A 20,582-nucleotide genomic window follows, 5' to 3' on the forward strand; every position below is an offset into this window, starting at 1 on the left:
CGGCCGATACGGTAGGCGATGTCCTCGTTCAGCTCCTCGCCCAGTTCACCACGGATGTCATAAGCCTTAAAGCATGTTAACTGTGTCATTCTGCGTTTTGTCCCGAAAAAATTAGCAACGACCATACTGGTCTTTAATACGAATAATGTCGTCCTCGCCGAGGTACGACCCCGACTGGATCTCCAGCACTTCCAGCGGAATGCGGCCCGGGTTTTCCAGGCTGTGCTCGGCGCCAATCGGGATAAAGGTGGACTGGTTCTCGGTCAGCAGGAACTGCTTGCCGTTGACCGTGACCTGGCCGGTGCCGGCGAGAATGACCCAGTGCTCGGCGCGGTGGTGGTGCATCTGCATCGAGAAGGCGCCGCCCGGTTTCACGGTGATACGGTTGACGTTGAAGCGCGGGGTCTGGACCACCACGTCGCAGCGGCCCCAGGGACGGTAAATCTCGCGGTGGCGCTTGTACTCGCTGCGCTGGTTCTGCTTGAGGAACTCGACCGCCTTCTTCACGTCCTGGGAACGCTCGCGGTTCATCACCAGCACGGCGTCCTTGGTGCTGACAATCACCAGGTTCTCCACGCCGATGGCCGCCACCAGCTTCTCGTCGCTGTTGATGTAGCAGTTTTCGCTGTTATGCACCCACGCGTCGCCGCTGAGGACGTTGCCCTGCTCGTCTTTCGGGCTGACCTCCCACAGGGCGGACCAGGAGCCGACGTCGCTCCAGTCGGCATCGAGACCGACCACCACCGCGTCGGCGGTTTTCTCCATCACCGCGTAGTCCACGGACTCGTCCGGGCACTCGCAGAAAATGTCATGCGGGATGCTGATGAAGTCGCTGCCGTTGTCGGCGGCGTTCACCGCGGCCTGGCAGGCTTCGAGGATATCCGGGCGGAATTTGGCCAGCTCGGAGAGGTATTTTTTGGCGCGGAACATAAACATGCCGCTGTTCCAGTAGTACTCCCCGGAGGCGAGGTAGGCCTCAGCGCGCTCGCGGTCCGGCTTCTCCACGAAGCGGGCCACCTGGTACGGGGTGTGAGCGCTGTCGGTGAGGGCCACGCCGCGCTGGATGTAGCCGTAGCCGGTTTCCGGGGCGTTCGGCACGATACCGAAGGTGACCAGGTGGCCTTCATCGGCATACTGCTCGGCGACGCGGATGGCGTCGTGGAAGACCGGCTGGTTATTGATGATATGGTCGGCGGCGAGGACCAGCATCAGCGGGTCGTCACCGTGACGGGTGGCCTGAAGGGCCGCCAGAGCAATGGCCGGGGCGGTGTTGCGCCCGACCGGCTCGAGAATAATGTTGTTGGACAGCCTGTTGAGCTGGCGCAGCTGTTCGGCCACCAGGAAGCGGTGCTCTTCGTTACAGATGACCATCGGTTCATGGATTTCAAGGCCCGAGAGTCGGGTGATGGTTTCCTGCAGCATGGAGTTCTGCCCGTACAGACGGAGGAACTGTTTCGGGTAAAGCTCGCGAGACATCGGCCAGAGACGACTGCCGGTACCGCCAGCCATTATCACAGGAAGTAACATATTAATATCCTTTAATTAAAACCCTGTTATTTAACACCCAGTAAATCACTGAGGCCAGAAGCAGACTAATATAGGCGTACAAGATAATAAATATGGCAAATTCTTAAAAAGGTTAAAAATTAGATATTAGAAATATTTTTAGAAAGGAAATGCTTAAGGTCAGGTTGCAACATTAAATATAAAATTAAAACAGTCAGGCCAAATGGCCTGACTGTTTGAAGAAAATTATTCCAACCACTCTGTGTGGAACACACCGTCTTTATCTGTACGCTTATAGGTGTGCGCACCAAAGTAATCACGCTGAGCCTGAATCAGGTTAGCTGGCAGAACTGCGGAACGGTAGCTGTCGTAGTAGGCAATGGCGGCAGAGAACGTCGGTACCGGAATACCATTCTGCACGGCATAAGCCACGACATCACGCAGCGCCTGCTGATAGTCATCAGCGATCTGTTTGAAGTATGGCGCCAGCAGGAGGTTAGCAATGCCCGCGTTTTGCGCATACGCATCGGTGATCTTCTGCAGGAACTGTGCACGAATGATGCAACCCGCGCGGAAAATCTTAGCGATCTCTCCGTAGTTCAGATCCCAGTTGTATTCATCAGAAGCAGCACGCAGCTGAGAGAAGCCTTGAGCATAGGAAACGATTTTACCGAGGTATAAAGCGCGACGCACTTTTTCGATAAATTCAGCTTTATCACCTGCCGGCTGAGCCTGCGGACCACTCAGCACTTTCGAAGCGGCTACACGCTGGTCTTTCAGAGAAGAGATATAACGAGCAAAAACGGACTCGGTGATCAGAGACAGAGGTTCGCCGAGATCCAGTGAGCTTTGGCTGGTCCACTTACCGGTACCTTTGTTTGCTGCTTCATCAAGAATGACATCGACGAGGTATTTACCCTCTTCATCCTTCTTGGTGAAGATATCTTTGGTAATGTCGATCAGGTAGCTGCTTAGCTCACCTTCGTTCCATTCGGTGAAGGTTTGCGCCAGCTCTTCGTTGGAAAGTGCCAGACCGCCTTTCAACAGCGCATAAGCTTCAGCAATCAACTGCATGTCACCATACTCGATGCCGTTATGAACCATCTTCACATAATGGCCAGCACCGTCAGCACCGATATAGGTCACACATGGCTCACCGTCTTCAGCAACCGCAGCAATCTGCTTCAGAATAGGAGCAACCAGCTCATAGGCTTCTTTCTGCCCACCAGGCATGATGGAAGGCCCTTTCAGAGCCCCCTCTTCACCACCGGAAACACCGGTACCGATAAAGTTAAAACCTTCGGCAGACAGTTCACGGTTACGACGGATGGTGTCCTGGAAGAAGGTGTTGCCGCCATCAATGATGATGTCGCCTTTATCAAGGTAAGGCTTCAGGGAATCGATGGCGCTGTCGGTGCCAGCCCCGGCCTTCACCATCAACAGGATACGACGTGGTGTTTCGAGGGATTCAACAAACTCTTTTACTGTGTAGTAAGGAACCAGTTTCTTGCCTGGATTTTCGGCAATCACTTCTTCGGTCTTTTCACGGGAGCGGTTGAAAACGGAGACGGTATAACCACGGCTTTCGATGTTCAGCGCAAGGTTACGCCCCATCACTGCCATACCGACAACCCCGATCTGTTGCTTGGACATTACATACTCCTGTCAGGTGTGGTCACTGCGACATACTCGCAGTTTAGAATTCATGTTTATATTAGCGCAAAGGTAGAAAACCACCTAGCAAAAAAGCGCTTTGGAAAACCAAAGTAGTATACGATTAATTATTTGTTGAAACGTTAAGTACTACTGTTCTGGAACTTACCTTTTAATAGACTATAATAACGTGGAAAATATTTCTTCATTAAGAAAGCAATAAGTAGCGAAATAATGAAAGTAAATATAGTTCCCATAATCAATCGATAGACCTCTTGTAAATGCAATAATGTCAATACCTTTGAAATCAATGGAATTATTAATGGATGAACTATGTAAATGATAAGAGTATATTGACTCACTCTTAATATAAAATTTCCAAGACTGTTTCTGCAAGAAAGAGTCTCACCTACTAATATTAAACCAATGCAAATTAATGGAAAACCAATTAATAGCGTACGATTTTTAAGTGGCAAATCAAAAGTAATACAAATAAGCAATTCAAGAAAACATAAAAACAAGCCAAGTGCTATAAAGGCCATACCACTTTTGGAGGTCTTGTTAAAGATCGAGAAACGATTTGACGATAGTATAAAACCAACCCACACAAAAGGAATTGACTGAAATTGCCTTATCACTCCTAGATAGGAATAATATTTACTTGTATAAATACTTGACATTAAATCAATAAAATAAAATAAAGAAAAAATAGTGATTGATAATATAGAAATATAGAGAAAACGAAATTTGGCATCTGCAAAAACAATAAAAAAGAAATATGAAAGCAATAAAGAATTAAGGAACCAAAGATGAAACCATGTACCTATATAGAACAACTGCGCAGAAAGAAAAGAAAAGCTCTTTAGATAAAATACAAATGGTAAATAGAGCAAATTTGAGAAAAAAATAATTATAGCTAAATTTCTTATTTTAGAAATTTTGACATCAGGATAGTTGCCAACGTTTGTCAAAAAATATCCACTTAACATGAAGAAAAAAGGTACACACCATCTAAAAAATAACCTCATCCAATCAGCGCTGTTCATAGCGCCAGAATTATTATACGATATGTGTAATAATACAACACCGAATATTGACAATAAGCGTAGCAATTCGAATGAAGATTTTCTTTCAATAGACATGGCTTATCTCACATTAAGAATATTTAGAAACATCCAGTAGAAAAAAATGGAAAAGTCTTACATATTAAAACCAAGAAAAATTGTAACATCTATCCTGACAGATAGGTAATCTACGCTCATCTAAAGAGGCACATATGAATCAATCACGTAGAGATTTTATCGCGAAAACAGCCATATTTTTTACCCTTGCCAAGTTAAACATAAGTCTTGCAATTGCATCAGAACAAACAGATATGGTGAGAATAGAGAAAATATTAAATTCAGCAACTAACATTAATTTAAAACCAGAAGAATTAAAAATTCAACGCAGTACAATATTGCCAACTGGTTTAGATCAAACGGAAGCATTACAAAAAGAAATCAACGGGCTTACAAATAATACTATTTACATAATGCAACCAGGAGTATTTGACATAAGAAGTATCCTCTTTCCTAGCTTAGAGAACGTTATTTTTATATTTACTGGCGTCACATTTAGATTGTTAAAAAACACATCGCCACTTGATCACGAAATGATAAGATTTATTTCACTTAAAAATAGCATGGTTTGTGATCTAACAACTGATGGCAATAGAGATAATGTATTGGATACCGAATTAAATGATCCTTCATGGTATGGAAGATGCTTAAATTGGCGACTTGGTGATAATAGTAAAAATGTTTATTTTTCCAATACAACAATGTTTAATGCGCTTTACTGTGGATCGCAGTGGGGTAAAAACATCAATAACGTAATACTCGATGGGATTAAATATGACAACATCGGCGAACATGTATTCTATATTTCTGGCAAAGGTGGAGGAAATAACTCGAATATCATTTTTAGAAATATTACTGGCGGTTCTTTAGGAATTAACCCTAGGAACAGAATTAAAAAGCATGAGACTTTTTTTCTCAAATCGGCACAGAGTATTGGCCCAAATAGCAATTTTACAATTTACAATGCTAATTTCAATCCTTCAAAAAAAGCCTCATACGCAGGCGTAATAATTTGCACTGGGGATTTGACTCATACAACGATAGAAAAAATAAAAGTCAATGGAAACGTGGATGCAGTGCTATATCCTTATAATGATAGCAGTTTCGTGACGATGGATGATATTAGGCTAACATCAAATAATTCAAAAACAAGACTCATATACTCCTACGTAAAAAATGTGAAGATAAAAAAATGGCAAGCATCCAATTTAAATTTTGAGAAAAGTACAATAAGTCAATCCTATATGCAACTTTTCGCTAAAATTTCTAATAGCACTTTCAATAAAATAGCATTCTCGGAAGTTAAAAACTCGACATTCAAAGATGAACATAATACAGAGTTTAACAATGTTAAATTTATCAACCCGCTCGAGTCAAGCAAACTAAATACTGTTATTACCTTCCTGAATTGTAAGTATCAGCCGCAAAATACGAACAATTATCTGCAGAGCCTCAACGCAAAAGTGTCAAATGATTTATTTGAAAAAATTCATAACAAAAATAAAGTAATAAAGTTATCAGACAATTACTATCAATTGCATTGAATTACAACTCTACAATAAGGGTCTTGCTTGACCCTTATTCACTAGTAAGCAGATTTATTTACAAAACCTTTAAAAACAGTCAGAAATATAATTTTAATATCGAACCAAACACTCCAATCGCGAATGTAAGCTAAATCATATTCAACTCTCATTTTCATTTTATCCAGAGTATCAGTTTCACCTCGCCAACCATTAATTTGAGCCCAACCAGTAATACCTGGTTTAACCTTATGGCGTAACATATATCCTTCGATTAGGTCACGGTAGAGTTCATTATGTGCAACTGCGTGTGGTCTAGGACCAACTATTGACATTTGCCCAGTGATAACATTAATAAATTGAGGCAACTCATCAAGTGAAGTTTTTCTCAAAAAGGCCCCAACTTTAGTTACTCTAGAATCATTTTTAGTTGCCTGTTTAATATTGTCATCATTTTCCATAACATTCATAGACCTGAATTTATAGACCTCTATAGGTTTACCATCCATACCATATCGGATTTGACGAAAAATGACAGGGCCTTTAGATGTTAATTTTACAGAAAGAGCGATTATAATTAATATTGGAGATATTAATAATAAAATCAAAGATCCTATTAGGAGATCCTCAATCCTTTTAAAAACCATATTAATACCATTCATCGGCGTATCGAAAAGGGGTACAACCGGTACTCCGTTAACTTCTTCGATTCTTGACTGCAAGATATTAAATGTGAATACATCAGGTATTAGTATCACAGAACAAGTTGTATTAGTTAGTTTTCTCACAAGACGTTTTAATTTCATTTCATCGCTCATACTCATGGCGATGTAGATCCTATCAAGGCGACCATTTTTGGCATCTTCAACTAACTTATCAAGGGTACCGGCATATGATATACCGTCCGCTTTAACTTCATCATCATTATAGATACCACAAACAGAAAATCCCATCCACGGCTGATCTAGAAAACCTTTAAGTAAATTAACACCTACCGGCATGTCACCCGCGACCGCAACTCTACGGGTATTATAGCCTAGCTTTCGAACTCCTCTAGCAATAATGCGGATAAAAACTCTACAAAGAATAAAGCCAAGACATACAATAATATACCATTTAAACAAAGTAGTAAATTTAATAGTATATTCTTCTGAAAATGAGAAAACTCCAGAAGAGAATATTATGCTTAAGCTCCAGTTCTGCAAAATTAACTGAATCTCAGTTGAGATTTTAACCCCACGCCATGATCTATAAAAATCGGTTATTCCACCTATCATTTGGAAAATTACTAATGACGTTAATGCCATTAATAAATGTTGATAGTTGAATTTTACACTTTCGATAACTGATACAATATATAAACCAAAGAAAATAGTAAAAATATCAGAAAATCGTTGCATCATCGATATTAAAGATGCATTTGCTTTAGAGCGGGATCTATGTTGCAGGATTGTCATATTTGAAGATACTCATACAAGAATAACATACAATTACAAACTGCATAAACCAATAAAAGAGACATTCAAATCTGGAGAAATTTCTTTCATCCAGATTTGAAAAAAGTTTATGAAACAAGAATATTGTATATTAATTCGAAATAATCACAATGTATTAATCATGCTTGATGAAGTACGTCTATAAATTTAGGAAGCACACAATCAATATCAAGGTTTTCTGCCGCATATTGTTTTGCTACAACATTTTCTAAAGGTAGCGCTAAACATTTTTCAATACCCTGATATATTGCATCTTTTGATTCGGGCTCAACACAGATCGCAATACCAGGATAGTCAATACATAACTGACCTAATTCTGTACCGACTTCAGCTGTAATTACTGAATTTCCACCTACTGCTAAAATATTTGTTAGCTTAGAGGGTAAAACAGCATCCGCTGCGCCTCTCTTTTGAATAACCAAATGACAGTCAGCAAGCTTTAATAGGGCAGGTAAATCAGCATATGGTTGAAGTGGGCGAAATAAAACATTTTTTAATTTATGTTCAGACACGATGCTTTCAAGGCGTTGGCGCCCACCTCCCTGTCCCACAAAAAGAAAAAGATAGGGTTTGTCTTTGAATTTTTCAGCAACGTCAACAATAATCTCTAATCCTTGTTTCTCGCCTATATTACCAGAGTAAAGGATTAGTTTTTTATATTCAGGTAAATCCAATCTATTTTTAATATTAATAACATCAACTTCATCGATATTTTTAAATCTTGACACTTCAGACCAGTTAGGAAAAAAAATGATATTTCCAGGATGCACTTTTTTCTCTAATGCTTTACGCATCATTGAATTTGAAATAGTAGAAACTTTATCAACAGAAGTGAGACACCATCTTTCAAATTTTCTTGCTAACGATCCGAAAAATCGATTTTTGGCTAACCCCAAACCAACCATTGCATCAACTTCATAATCCTGAACATGAAGAATTACTTTCGCCCCTGTTAGCTTTCTTAATATGAGAACTCCTGGTACAGTAAATAGTGTAGGAACTACACAAATTATATAGTCTGGTTTCCATTTCCGTTGTTTTATCAGTGGTTTTAATGATGATAAAGAGAAAGAAATAAGATGTAAAAGCCGGTTTAAGGTATTAATTTTTTGTGGAACGTATAAAGGGCATCGAATAACTTCAAATTTATCGTTCGTAACAGTGTATTTCCATGCTGAGTATCCCTTATGAATTTTCCATTCAGGATAATAGGGCGGAGCTGTAATAACCTTAACCATTTGATTATTATCAGAAAACCACTCAGCCATTTCGCCACTATACTTACCGATGCCTGTCAATTCAGGACTAAAATTTAATCCGTACACCAATAGTTTCATGAATTCATTTCTCGTTATTATTAATAAAATACGCCTTCGTGTTATTATGGACTGACTCATCTCTTGTTAGCTCAAAATGACTCATCCAACAATATTGATTATGTTGATTAAAAGGTGGACATATAGATTTTTTTTGGATAATAAATTTATACGCAAGAACAACATAATGGGTTGAAAATTCATCCCCATAAAAACTGTCATTATAAAAATGCTCATAAACGCCATAGAATTCCGCGTTTATTTTTGGTAGTGATAAGCCTATTTCATTTTTGCATATCCGCAAAAATGCAACGTCAAGTGACTCATTTTTCCTTATTCGCCCACCAGGAACAAACCAAAAGCCCCTTGCGGGGCGGTTGACTCTTTTTCCAACTAGGATCTCTTTAAACTCATTCTCAATTATTAAATCAATAGAAATAAGTGGGGTATGATTTATAATCGTAGAAAACAAATTATCATTTAGAAGAGACATTCTGACCTCTAAAATCGTTTTGATTTTCAAGGAACCATGTATAAGTGGATTTTAAACCATCTTCAAGTGAAATCGAATATTTCCATCCCAAATCAGACAATCTTGTTACATCTAATAATTTTCTAGGTGTACCATCTGGCTTGTCAGCATCAAATACAATCTTACCTTCAAAACCAATAACTTTAGCTATTGTAAATGCAAGCTCTCGTATCGTGCAATCAACTCCAGTTCCCACATTAATATGTGAAAGCATAGGAGATGTAATGCTACACCATTTATCTTTATCAAGATTCATGACATGAATCGATGCAGCTGCCATATCATCAACATGTAGAAACTCCCTCATCGGGTTTCCACTGCCCCAGACAACAACTTCTTGAGAACGATTTAACTTAGCCTCATGAATTCTTCTAATCAAAGCGGGGATAACATGCGAGTTATTAGGATGAAAATTATCATTTTCGCCATATAAATTTGTCGGCATTACAGAGCGATAGTCTCTACCATATTGACGATTAAATGATTCACAAAGCTTGATACCAGCAATTTTAGCGATAGCATAAGGTTCATTTGTCGGTTCTAACGTACCTTGCAACAACTCAGTTTCTTTGATTGGTTGTTGAGCAAGTTTAGGATAAATGCAGGAAGATCCTAAAAACATTAACTTTTGGATATTATTAAGATGTGCTGCATTAATAACGTTACATTCAATGATTAAATTTTCATATATAAAATCGGCTGGATATGTATTATTAGCAACAATTCCACCAACTTTAGCTGCAGCTAAGTAGATCTCGTCAATATTTTCTGCTTTAAAAAATGAATCGACTTCATTTTTATCTAATAAATCTAGTTCATTACGATCTTTAGTGATTATCTCAACATTAGTTTGTTGGTTTAGTTTTCTGACTAGAGCTGACCCAACCATACCATTATGACCAGCTACGAAGATTCTAGTTTTTTTAGACATAATCATTACTCCAATGAGATTGAAACCTCGTAACCATGTGATTTTAATAATGAGTGTTTTTTTGCTCTTTCAAGATCATTTCTGACCATTTCAGCAACCATCTCATTTAAAGTTATTTCAGGTTTCCAACCTAACTTTTGATGTGCTTTAGTTGGATCTCCCAATAAAGTTTCAACTTCTGCTGGCCTGAAATAACGAGGATCAACAGAAACAATTACATCACCCGTTTTGACTGCTGGAGCATCATTGCCAGTAACACTCTCGACGATGCCAATTTCATTTACACCTTCACCTTGGAATTTAAGTTTAATGCCAAGCTCAGCGGCAGCGAATTCAACAAATTGTCTAACTGAGTATTGTACACCTGTTGCAATAACGAAATCTTCAGGGACTTCCTGTTGAAGCATCATCCACTGCATCTTAACGTAATCCTTAGCATGGCCCCAATCCCTTAATGAATCCATATTACCTAAATATAAACACTTTTCTAAACCCTGAGCTATATTAGATAAAGCTCTTGTAATTTTTCTAGTAACAAATGTTTCACCACGACGAGGTGACTCATGGTTAAAAAGAATACCATTACAAGCGTACATTCCATAAGATTCACGATAATTCACTGTTATCCAATACGAATAAAGCTTCGCTACAGCATATGGAGAACGAGGATAGAAAGGAGTAGTTTCTTTCTGTGGAATTTCTTGGACTAAACCATACAATTCAGAAGTAGACGCTTGGTAAAATTTAGTCTTCTTTTCAAGGCCTAAAAAACGAATAGCCTCTAATAAACGTAGCGTCCCTATCGCATCAACATCTGCTGTATACTCAGGCGACTCAAAAGAAACAGCGACATGACTCATTGCACCTAAGTTATACACTTCATCAGGTTGCACTTCAGATAATATACGCGTTAAATTTGATGTATCAGAAAGATCTCCATAATGAAGGTGGAATTTAGGGTTAGAACTGTGCGGATCTTGATAGATATGATCTACCCGTTCAGTATTGAAAAGTGAAGCTCTCCTTTTTATTCCATGTACTTCATAACCTTTCTCTAAAAGAAACTCAGCTAAATATGAACCATCCTGACCAGTTACACCTGTAATTAGAGCAACTTTAGACATAACAACTCCTAATTTTAACATTATGTATAATAAAGGTTATTTATCGCGAATTTTAGTAGCAGGACTACCTAAACAAATACTGTTTGATGGTAAATTTTTGAAAACGGAACTTCGTGCACCAACTACACAATTTGTACCTATATTTATTCCTGGAGCAACAAAAACATCAGTAGCAAGCCAACAAGAATCTCCTATAATAATTTCTTCGCTTATAATATCAAAATTAATGCTATTGTAATCGTGACTACCGGCGCATAAATAACATCGTTGTGATATCACAGTATTATTTCCAACGTTAATATTCCCAAGTGAATATAACGTCACATCATCTCCGATCCAACTATAATCACCAATTTTCACTTTCCATGGATAAGTAATTTTCGCAGAAGGCCTAATAATTACATTTTTTCCTATAGATGCTCCAAACATACGTAACAAGAATACTCTCCATTTATACAAAACCTGTGGAGACCAAGCGAATAAAGTTGACTGAACTAACCACCACAATTGAGTATATATAACATTTTTCCCACGAAATTTTTTCGGAACCTTGAAATTTTTAAGTTCATACATTTTCAAATTCCTTTAATATCGACATTAAATCATCATTTGCTGAAACTTTTGCTTTTCGAAAGCTATCGATAACAGTTTTATTTATTTTATCAAAATCTTCTTTATTTAAATTGATTAAATGCTTTACAGTAGTTTCTATAAACTCTTGCAATTGACTTACATCACTGTCCATATTAAGCGGATAACTAAAACCTGCAATTTTTTTAATTGCTTCCTTCATAGAACCGACTTCACTGCCAATAACATAATTTCCACTAGCAGCCGCTTCATAAATTACTAATGGTTCGGCTTCATTATAATATCTTGATGGGAAGATAAAAACATCAAGATCATTTAAGAATCGTGTTTTGTCTTCACCATATACTGGACCGACATAATTAACGAACGGATATTTTATGCAAAAATCGTCGATTATTTTTTTACTTTTTTTATCATTAATTGGCCCTGCAATTTGAGGATTTATTTTTATCCCTCTTGCTAGAATCTCTTCACAAATATTAATGAAAACATCTATACCTTTATCAACAGTCACATTAGATAAATAACCAATATTAAGAATTCGTGTTACTTTATTTATCCTCTGGTGTTCCAGTTTAGGATCATCAATGAAAGCACAGTTGGATAAAACTCTTATTCGTGACAGTTCTATATCATAGATCTGACTTAATCTAACCTTCATATCTTCTGACAGTACAATATGTATTGAATTAACGCTACAAATTTTATTTACTAAAGTAAACAAAAATGATTTTTTATTCAAATAATTATATGAATGATGATGAATAAAAATTTTTCTTCTATATATTTTTGCAAGCATCAAAAATACCATGTCAAAAAATTGTCCCTTCCCTCCATTTATCGGTCTGTATAAAGAGTCCTTAATGTTTGTACTCTTGAGAACATTACCGAATTTAACTATAATTAATAAATAATTATAGATTTTTTTTAGTTTACTTATATTAGATTGTTCAGCTGTTGGAGAGCTATTAACGACTACAATATTTTTTAAATGCTCGAGTGCGTTGGCAGTCATTTTTTTATTTATCAGTGACATCCCGTGAACCGGCGGTGGCAAGTTAATTAAAAAAATCATTTAATTTCCTTATCAAGTATTATATCTAACAACTTTTCTGCCATGGAAGGTGACGACAGTTCATGAAATGTTTTTAATGCGTTTTTTCGCAATTTATATGTTAACTCTTTATTGCTAAAAAGAAGACAAATTTTATCTGCCATATCATTTATATTATTTCTTTCAAAAAGAAGACCATTATAATGATCTTTAACATAGCTTGGCTCTGGTCCCATATGATTTAATAAATCGTTATGAACTATAACTGCTAAGCCAAGAGACATATAATGAACAGTTGATAAGCCAGCATCCCCGCCATACGCTCCAATTGAGCAATTTTTTGTCGCTGAAATAATGTCTTCTTGGTTGTAGAGACTACCTATAAAATTAGCAAAGGGATACTCTTCTTGAAGAGTACGAATGTAAGAGGTATCACCAGAACCGATAATTTCAACAGTTAAATCGGGAAATTTGCTTTTCGCTATCATACTTGCTTTTAGTAACTCTTCAAGACCACTCCTGGGCCGTATTCGACCAATAAAAGCAATTTTATGATCATCATTATCTGGATAGGGCACAGAATCAACACTTTCAATATAGAGTGTATTATCAATTGATTTCACTTTCTTGTGAAGATATGGTAGCAGCTTTTTTTTGAGCTCAATTTCGCAAAATTTATTATAGCAAATATACCCAGAGGTTAAAGCAACAGCGCAGTTATAAATGATTTTTGATGCTATCGAGTTTTTTTTATACCCGCCTTGCCCATGCAAAAATAATGGCGTTCTATTTAATAGTTTTTTCATTAGTGCATAATAAAGACTTAAATATTTAAAATCGGCAAAATGAATTACTATAGAATCCTTAGTAACGGATATATTTTCTGATAACTGTTGAAATCTTATAAATTTTAGTTCAGTACTCGTTTTCAAAGTTAAGCACTTAAAATCATAAGCACTAGAATTATCAAAATCCTTAGGTGTAGGACCGCAAATTACTTCAAACTCTCCCCCATGATTTACAATTTTTTTGTGCAAATCTTCAAAAAAAAGCTCACGGTACTTTGTCATATAAGGTTGAAAAAAAAAACTTTCATTTAAATCTCCTGGATTTATGTTCTTCAAAAATTAATAATTGGCTTCATGACAATATCTTTCCCCACTCCTTCTTACATATATTTTCGCCAAAATCTTCAATACCCATTTTTTTTACTTCCTGTGGGTCTATATATTGCAAGGATGAAAGAATATTTTGTAAATTATCATTATCGTAAGTTGTACAAAAAGGGTATCTTTTAGCCATCGATTTGGAAAAGGAACTTTCTTTTGCAATAATATTTGCACCATACGAGATCCCATGGTAAAAGGCACCTGAAACAATCATACTCTTATCTTCATGTGGTAGAATAAGATATTTTGTATGATACATCATTGTATTCAACTCATCATGCTCGATATAGCCATATTTTAGATTTACTACCTGTTCCAAACCTCTTTCACTTATTACCTTTGATATTTCCTGTTGCAACTTGTGATCATCACAAGATCCTCTAATAAACAATTTTAAATGAACCGGCCAATTATTTAGCAAATCAACCAATCCTTTATATCGCGCAATTTTTCCATAAAAAGCAAAATCAATAGATTTTTGAATTTGTGAATCAAGTTGCTCTTCCATGTACAAGGGATGTGGAATATATCTATAACTTTCATTAATTTTATATTGCCCATGATAAACAACAACATCTGCTATTTTATGTAATATGTACAAACCCATGTTATAAACATAATCATTTCTAAAATCATTATGGGGCTTTAAATTATGACGCACCCATATAAATTTTTTGGCGGCAAGTTTTCCATATAAACATACTATACAAAACTTTAGAGCATTAATAAGTAAATTAATGCCCCCACCCCTTAGATAATCCTCAAGCCAATTACATATAAAGGTGTTATTTTTTCTACTGAAAATATTATTTAAATTAATATTACTCGTTGTATAACCCATCTTTAAAAATAATTTTTTATGAATGGTTATATATTCGTTATTTGTTACTGAGTAAGGTGTTATTATTATATTCTTCATTTTTCTTTTCTCCCTCAATTTTCCGCGCAGCAGCAACCAAACCTAAAAGTATGTAAAATATTACTTGCAGGCAATCTAACCTCCATGACCAACCAAGCAAACCGGATAGGTAAATAACCACCAATCCAGAAACAGCGCAAAAAGCTAATTGACGTGCAAGTAATACACGCCCTTTACGAACAATTTTAATACCAATGCTTAAAAATACACACATTACGATTAAGAAACTAATTAACCCCAGTAAGCCACTTTCGGATGCAATCAGAAGGTATATATTATGTACGGGAAACATAAAATATCCTGACACTCCTGTATGGTCGTAATGCTTCATTACAGTAGTAAATGCATTAAGGCCAACACCTGTTATAGGATTGTTTTCTATCATGTTAAAAGCTATATCTGCTAAATAAAACCTGATATTTAAACTTACATCTTGTGCTGTAGTAAAACGTAGAAGTATGACATCAAAAAAGGCGATTAGTAACCCAATACAAATAAATATGGGCCCCATTACAAGCAATATTTTTTTTAATCGGCCTAATTTATATGCATTAAGCTTTGAGTTTAATAAGATGGTTAAAAATAAAATAACACCAAACATAGCTATACCAGTACGTGCTAAACTTGTCAGAATTATTATGCCACCTAACATGTAAAAAAGAAGAATGATATTTTTTTTGTATCCTTTATAGTTAAATGATGCAACTAGCAAAACACCAAGAATTGAATTCAAAAATTGTGATAAAATACCTGGATGCCCAAAAGTTCCCGCAACACGGTAAACGCCAGAAGCAATTTCGTTCAAATCAGAAACTTCGGCATTTAAACCAGAAATCGTTTGCCCTGTAAAATATTGAAAATAACCAACAATACCCTGAATAAATACAATAAAACTAATACTAACAATTAATGTTGTTAGCCCATTTTGTTTCGAAAAAAAAGTCCTTGCACAAATATATAATAGAAATAACTTAAACTGCCTAATTAGTTCATAAATTGAAAAATCCAAACTTTCTGAAAATACTGTGGTTATGAGTAATACGATCAAATATGTTATTAACGACAAATCCAAAGCATCGAATTTTATAGAATAATTTGTTTTCTTCCATAACGTAGACAATAAAGAGAAAATAAATATTCCAATTAATGGAATATCAAAAGGAGATATAGCGTATTCTGCACCACCAAAATGAAAAGGAATTGTAGGATCCAGCCTTAATCGTCCATTGACCATCAAGGATATGAAAAGAAAAAAATAACATATAGGCAAGAAATCAATTCGTTTATTCATAATTTCTTCTAATTAATCATTTACTTTGAATAATTTTTCGGTAAAGGACAAGCTAGTTCAACCATAAATCATATGGAAACGCCTTCATCAATTTATGGCTCAATTTTTTAATATCAGGCAGTTCAACAGGTTCTGTTTTTAACGCCTCTTCGACAGAATTAATCACTGGGAACGTTTTTCTGCCAGTTCCTTCATAATAATCTTTATATTTAAAATCCGCCTCCCCACTTTTATTTTGCAAACAAATTGCTGGTATACCGTACGCTTCAGCAATAATCACCCCATGAAGTGAACTGGAAATGATAAATTTACTCGACAAAATTTCCTTTGTAAAGGATATAGCCCCTTGACACGGGTTAATTAATTTACCCTTGAATTTTGCATAATCGTTAAGATCCTCATTCATGTGTGGAATGACCATGAAGTCGTTAACTCGCCCTTTCTCAGATAACAAGTTCTCTGAGTAGAAACTGGGTAATAATAATCCAGGGTCGCCATAAATTTCTGGACAATTAATTCCTTTATTAATGAGATAATTCCGCGTCAATGGCCCTCGTACAGCCCTAACATCAAGGTTTTTAAATTTATGTAAGTCTGCAGAAACTTTGCCATTTATACCTGTGCCCCATATAGTATCCATATCCTTCGCAAAATGCATGACTGAACCAATTGCGAGCATTTTATTTTTTTTACTTAATTTATCTTCAATTTCTTTATCATATAGGTCAAGCATTCTTTGCACAATAATCTTTGAAAGATGATCCCCGGCATTATGCATTTTACCCCCAGCCGGTTCCCACCAATACAAACATTTTTTAATGTTACTATTTTTTGAACTTTTGAATAGCATAGACAAATATTTCCTGATAGGTTTTAGTGTTGAAGATTGAAATTAAAGCTTGTAATTTCAAATGCGCATTTTTTCTAGTGAGCGGTAATATCCACTCAAATACATATGCTAGCAACGTATAACTGATAAAGACTGATATCGCTGCACCAATTGCGCCAAGATATTTAATGAAGACAAAGTTTAATATTAGGCTTAGACCTAGACCAAAGACATTCCGATAAACAGCATATTTTTCTAGCTTAAATATGCTGTAGTACAGGCCACTAACATTCACTATTACTAAAATAGGCAATGCTGAGATTAGTATTTGAAAAATTGGAACAGAATCAACAAATTCCTTACCTAATAATAAAGGCAGTAATAATGGCGCGGTGAATAACAAAATAATGCATATTGGCAACGCTGCTAACATACTAATTTTATAAACTTCGAAAAGGTATTTTTCTTTATCTGATTGCACATTACGGCTAATATGTGGCAGTAACACATTCGCTAATATACTCGGTATACTCATCAACTGTTCTACTAATTTATATGCGCCTGCATAGATCCCAACACTCGCAGTACCTGCCAATGCCGACAACATGAGTTGGTCTGTACGCATATTTAATTGAACTGCCAATACTGAAACCCAAAAAAAGAATGACCTGTTAAGAATATATTTCCTTATTTTTATTCTGCTGCTTTTTTTCTTTAATGGGATATAATTAAATTTATTTTTCCTTGCTATAACAACGCAAATAAAATTTGTTAAAGCATAATTCAACACAAAGCTCAACATTAATAATATAACATCTGCTTTGATATAACATAAATAAATTCTTATTAGGGCTAATGTTAATGTTACTGTTACTCTGAGCTTCACCAGTAAATCATTTTTTAAGTTCGCTTCAAAATGATAAGAATATGCTTCCCATGGGGATACTATAAACACTATAGCTAAAAGCATATATTTTTTATCGATGCTAAACGAGTACAGTAATACAATAAAAAAAACAAAAAACAAAGCGGCAATAATAGATTTTACAAAAATTACTTCGCTAAAAATATTCTGCTCGCTTTTTACACTCTTCTGTGATGTATATACACGTCTTACCCCAAATTCAGTAACTACAGTCACTAATGCCAAATACACTTGAAATAATGCCAACTCACCGAATTTTTCAGCGCCTAAATATCTTATCACTACAATATTTGACGTCATCAGTATTATCGTGACTAAAAATTTTTCAATTATTAGCGCTGAAACATTATATGCTATTCCTTTCATATTAACTCACGGAGCTTATTAAATTATCAAGGCACACAAAATATTCATTGTGTGCCTTTTTTTTATTTAAGATTTTTCGTTATATTGATAACCATAATGACTGTAACCATAACCATAATAGTTACTAGCTTTTTTCATTGCTCCATTAAGTATGCAACCTTTTACTGTTACACCACTATTTTCAAATCTTTTAATACTAACTTCAATTTCTTTTGCGGTATTCTCTTCAAAGCGAGCTACAAGCAGAGTCGTTCCTGCATAATTACCTATTATTGCTGCATCAGTTACTGCCAAAATAGGTGGCGTATCAATTATAACAAGATCATAATTGGCGCTTGCCCATTTTATTAATGAATCAAACCTGTGATGCATTAATAATTCTGCTGGATTTGGTGGCACCATACCCCTTGCTATAAAATCGAAACCTGCATCAGGAAGTTTTCTAACTGATTCTGAAGGACTAACTTTCCCGACGAGTACATCAGATAAGCCATTTTCATTGCTGCTGTTGAAAAGCTTATGGACGTATCCTTTCCTCATATCAGTGTCAATGAATAATACAGATTTTCCAGTTTGAGCAATTATTGCAGCTAAGTTAGTACTAATAAATGTCTTACCTGCGTTAGGGCTAGCACCAGAAATCATCAATACATTGTTTCTTGCTTCCATCATAGCGAAGTGAAGACTAGTGCGTAAGCCACGCAGCGCTTCAATAGCTATGTCAGCCGGGTTCTCAAGGATCAAGAATACTTCACTACCATCAAGTTTATTTTGTTTAATACCCTTAACTCGTTTCTTAGATAAATATTCAGATACAGGAATTGTTGCATATACATTTATTCCTAACTCTTCAAGTTGTTCAGGCGATTCAATGCCTCTACGCAAGAATATCTGAATAAGTACCGCGCCTATAGATATTATTGCGCCAAGAATAAACCCAATTAAAACAGTAAGTACTTTCTTCGGCTTAACAGGAATAGGTTGAGTGACCGCTTCATCAATAATGCGAACGTTCCCTATTGCACTAGATTTAGCAATATTTAATTCTTGCTGCCTATTGAGAAGTTGCATATAGACTGCACGGCCAGACTCTACATCTCTGCTAAGTCTTAATACTTCCTGTTGTGTTGCAGGCATTGATGATATTTTTTTATTTAAACGCCCCTTTTCCTCTTGGAGTGTTTTCTGTTTCTCCATCAACGCTTTGTAAGTTGGATGCTCTTTAGTATATAATTGTGAAATCTCCGACTCTCTAAAAGTGAGTTCATTCAACTGGTTATCTACATTAACAATCTGATCTAATACTGATTTTGCTTCTAGAGATAGATCTACTGAATCTTTTTGTTTACGATATTCATTTAGCTTCCCTTCAGCTGAATCCAGATCCGTACGTACTTGTGGAAGCTGCTTATTTAGAAATTCTAAACTTTTCGCATCCTGCGCTGCTTGTCTGGCAATATTTTGTGCTAAATAATTATTACTAATATCATCCAAAATTTTCGCAATTAATTCCGAATCTTCCCCGGTCAGTGATAAATTTAACATTCCGGTATCTTTACCCTGATCTGAGACTGAAAATCTATCTTGTAGATCAGTAATTGCTTTCAGTTTCGTAAGATATCTGACTCTGAACGTTGTACCTGGTTCAGCATCAACCTTATCAACTTTTATTTTAATTTTGTTTTTTGAAAATAACTCACCAATAGTACCGGTAAATGATTCATTTTCGGTGTTTATTGTATAATGATTTTTATCTTTTACTACCAATTCTATCTCAGGAATATCAGAACCATCCTGTGGCAAATATAATGTTGAAATCGATATTTCACCTTCTTTATCTTTAATTAGCCTCGCAAAACCACGCCCTATTATTGGTAGATGCTTTTCATGTACTTGTATTTGTAAATTCAAGTCATCAACAGTTTTACCTAGTATCATTCTAGATTGTAAAAGCGCTATTTCTGGTGCTGATTGAGGCTGTGCATCTGGTAGCACCTGAGATAAACTATTTAAAATAGCATTCCCCTGCTTTTGTTCAACTTGAATTAATGCGTTTGCCTGATATACAGGTGTCGATAATACAGCATACAATATCGCAGCTAATGTAAATAAGGCTGTAATTGAAACTATTAATTTACGATGATCAATTAATTCACCTATCAATCGACCGATGTCGATTTCATCCGACTCAGATGTAACATTTTTATTAGAAATGGATGTCATGCTCAATATCCTG

17 protein-coding genes are annotated in these 20,582 nt (G+C 36.2%); 1 reads left to right on the top strand and 16 read right to left on the bottom strand.

Annotated elements, in window-relative coordinates:
- Positions 1–111: 111 nt before the first annotated feature.
- The 3 genes from ACLH1U_RS20620 to ACLH1U_RS20630 form a co-directional block, all read right to left on the bottom strand.
- On the bottom strand, positions 112–1,527 hold the full coding sequence (locus ACLH1U_RS20620; RefSeq protein ID WP_064154354.1) for a mannose-1-phosphate guanylyltransferase/mannose-6-phosphate isomerase: 1,416 nt from the start codon (positions 1,525–1,527) through the stop codon (positions 112–114).
- Positions 1,528–1,752: 225 nt separating this feature from the next.
- Entirely contained in the window at positions 1,753–3,159 is a 1,407-nt protein-coding gene (gene gndA, locus ACLH1U_RS20625) for an NADP-dependent phosphogluconate dehydrogenase (protein ID WP_104466528.1), read from the bottom strand.
- Positions 3,160–3,302: 143 nt separating this feature from the next.
- Complete coding sequence (locus ACLH1U_RS20630) at positions 3,303–4,301, bottom strand: acyltransferase family protein (RefSeq protein ID WP_411299430.1); 999 nt, start codon at positions 4,299–4,301, stop codon at positions 3,303–3,305.
- A gap of 134 nt (positions 4,302–4,435) precedes the next feature.
- Here ACLH1U_RS20630 and ACLH1U_RS20635 point away from each other — a divergent pair, with 134 nt between their 5' ends.
- Positions 4,436–5,824 (top strand): hypothetical protein, encoded by a 1,389-nt coding sequence (locus tag ACLH1U_RS20635; protein WP_335893962.1) that lies wholly within the window; start codon positions 4,436–4,438, stop codon positions 5,822–5,824.
- A gap of 41 nt (positions 5,825–5,865) precedes the next feature.
- On the opposite strand, the gene wcaJ is transcribed toward ACLH1U_RS20635, so the two are convergent.
- The 13 genes from wcaJ to ACLH1U_RS20700 all read right to left on the bottom strand — a co-directional run bounded on the left by wcaJ (position 5,866) and on the right by ACLH1U_RS20700 (position 20,569).
- Entirely contained in the window at positions 5,866–7,260 is a 1,395-nt protein-coding gene (wcaJ, locus tag ACLH1U_RS20640; RefSeq protein WP_411299431.1) for an undecaprenyl-phosphate glucose phosphotransferase, read from the bottom strand.
- 158 nt (positions 7,261–7,418) lie between these two features.
- Positions 7,419–8,636 (bottom strand): WcaI family glycosyltransferase, encoded by a 1,218-nt coding sequence (locus ACLH1U_RS20645; RefSeq protein WP_335893960.1) that lies wholly within the window; start codon positions 8,634–8,636, stop codon positions 7,419–7,421.
- A gap of 4 nt (positions 8,637–8,640) precedes the next feature.
- Complete coding sequence (locus ACLH1U_RS20650) at positions 8,641–9,108, bottom strand: GDP-mannose mannosyl hydrolase (RefSeq protein ID WP_335893959.1); 468 nt, start codon at positions 9,106–9,108, stop codon at positions 8,641–8,643.
- A complete protein-coding gene (locus ACLH1U_RS20655; RefSeq protein WP_335893958.1) occupies positions 9,092–10,078 on the bottom strand; it encodes a GDP-L-fucose synthase in 987 nt (328 codons plus the stop codon). The genes ACLH1U_RS20650 and ACLH1U_RS20655 overlap by 17 nt, the downstream gene beginning before the upstream one ends.
- Positions 10,079–10,083: 5 nt before the next feature.
- Positions 10,084–11,202, bottom strand: a complete 1,119-nt coding sequence (gmd, locus tag ACLH1U_RS20660) for a GDP-mannose 4,6-dehydratase (protein ID WP_335893957.1) — start codon at positions 11,200–11,202, stop codon at positions 10,084–10,086.
- Between the two features lie 36 nt (positions 11,203–11,238).
- The gene (locus ACLH1U_RS20665) at positions 11,239–11,775 is read right to left on the bottom strand and encodes a putative colanic acid biosynthesis acetyltransferase (protein WP_335893956.1); all 537 of its coding nucleotides are present in this window, start codon (positions 11,773–11,775) and stop codon (positions 11,239–11,241) included.
- Positions 11,768–12,868 (bottom strand): glycosyltransferase family 4 protein, encoded by a 1,101-nt coding sequence (locus tag ACLH1U_RS20670; RefSeq protein ID WP_335893955.1) that lies wholly within the window; start codon positions 12,866–12,868, stop codon positions 11,768–11,770. The genes ACLH1U_RS20665 and ACLH1U_RS20670 overlap by 8 nt, the downstream gene beginning before the upstream one ends.
- On the bottom strand, positions 12,865–13,971 hold the full coding sequence (locus tag ACLH1U_RS20675) for a glycosyltransferase family 4 protein (RefSeq protein WP_335893954.1): 1,107 nt from the start codon (positions 13,969–13,971) through the stop codon (positions 12,865–12,867). The genes ACLH1U_RS20670 and ACLH1U_RS20675 overlap by 4 nt, the downstream gene beginning before the upstream one ends.
- 16 nt (positions 13,972–13,987) lie before the next feature.
- A complete protein-coding gene (locus tag ACLH1U_RS20680; RefSeq protein WP_335893953.1) occupies positions 13,988–14,935 on the bottom strand; it encodes a hypothetical protein in 948 nt (315 codons plus the stop codon).
- Entirely contained in the window at positions 14,895–16,226 is a 1,332-nt protein-coding gene (locus tag ACLH1U_RS20685; protein ID WP_335893952.1) for an O-antigen ligase family protein, read from the bottom strand. The genes ACLH1U_RS20680 and ACLH1U_RS20685 overlap by 41 nt, the downstream gene beginning before the upstream one ends.
- A gap of 52 nt (positions 16,227–16,278) precedes the next feature.
- Positions 16,279–17,076 (bottom strand): polysaccharide pyruvyl transferase family protein, encoded by a 798-nt coding sequence (locus ACLH1U_RS20690; protein ID WP_335893951.1) that lies wholly within the window; start codon positions 17,074–17,076, stop codon positions 16,279–16,281.
- Positions 17,051–18,346, bottom strand: a complete 1,296-nt coding sequence (locus ACLH1U_RS20695; protein ID WP_411299432.1) for an oligosaccharide flippase family protein — start codon at positions 18,344–18,346, stop codon at positions 17,051–17,053. Before ACLH1U_RS20695 ends, ACLH1U_RS20690 begins: the two co-directional genes overlap by 26 nt.
- A gap of 66 nt (positions 18,347–18,412) precedes the next feature.
- Complete coding sequence (locus ACLH1U_RS20700) at positions 18,413–20,569, bottom strand: polysaccharide biosynthesis tyrosine autokinase (protein ID WP_411299433.1); 2,157 nt, start codon at positions 20,567–20,569, stop codon at positions 18,413–18,415.
- Between the last annotated feature and the right edge of the window lie 13 nt (positions 20,570–20,582).

The sequence above is a fragment of the Klebsiella sp. 1SOBk5mer genome (genome assembly GCF_046603115.1).
Classification (GTDB): domain Bacteria; phylum Pseudomonadota; class Gammaproteobacteria; order Enterobacterales; family Enterobacteriaceae; genus Klebsiella; species Klebsiella quasipneumoniae.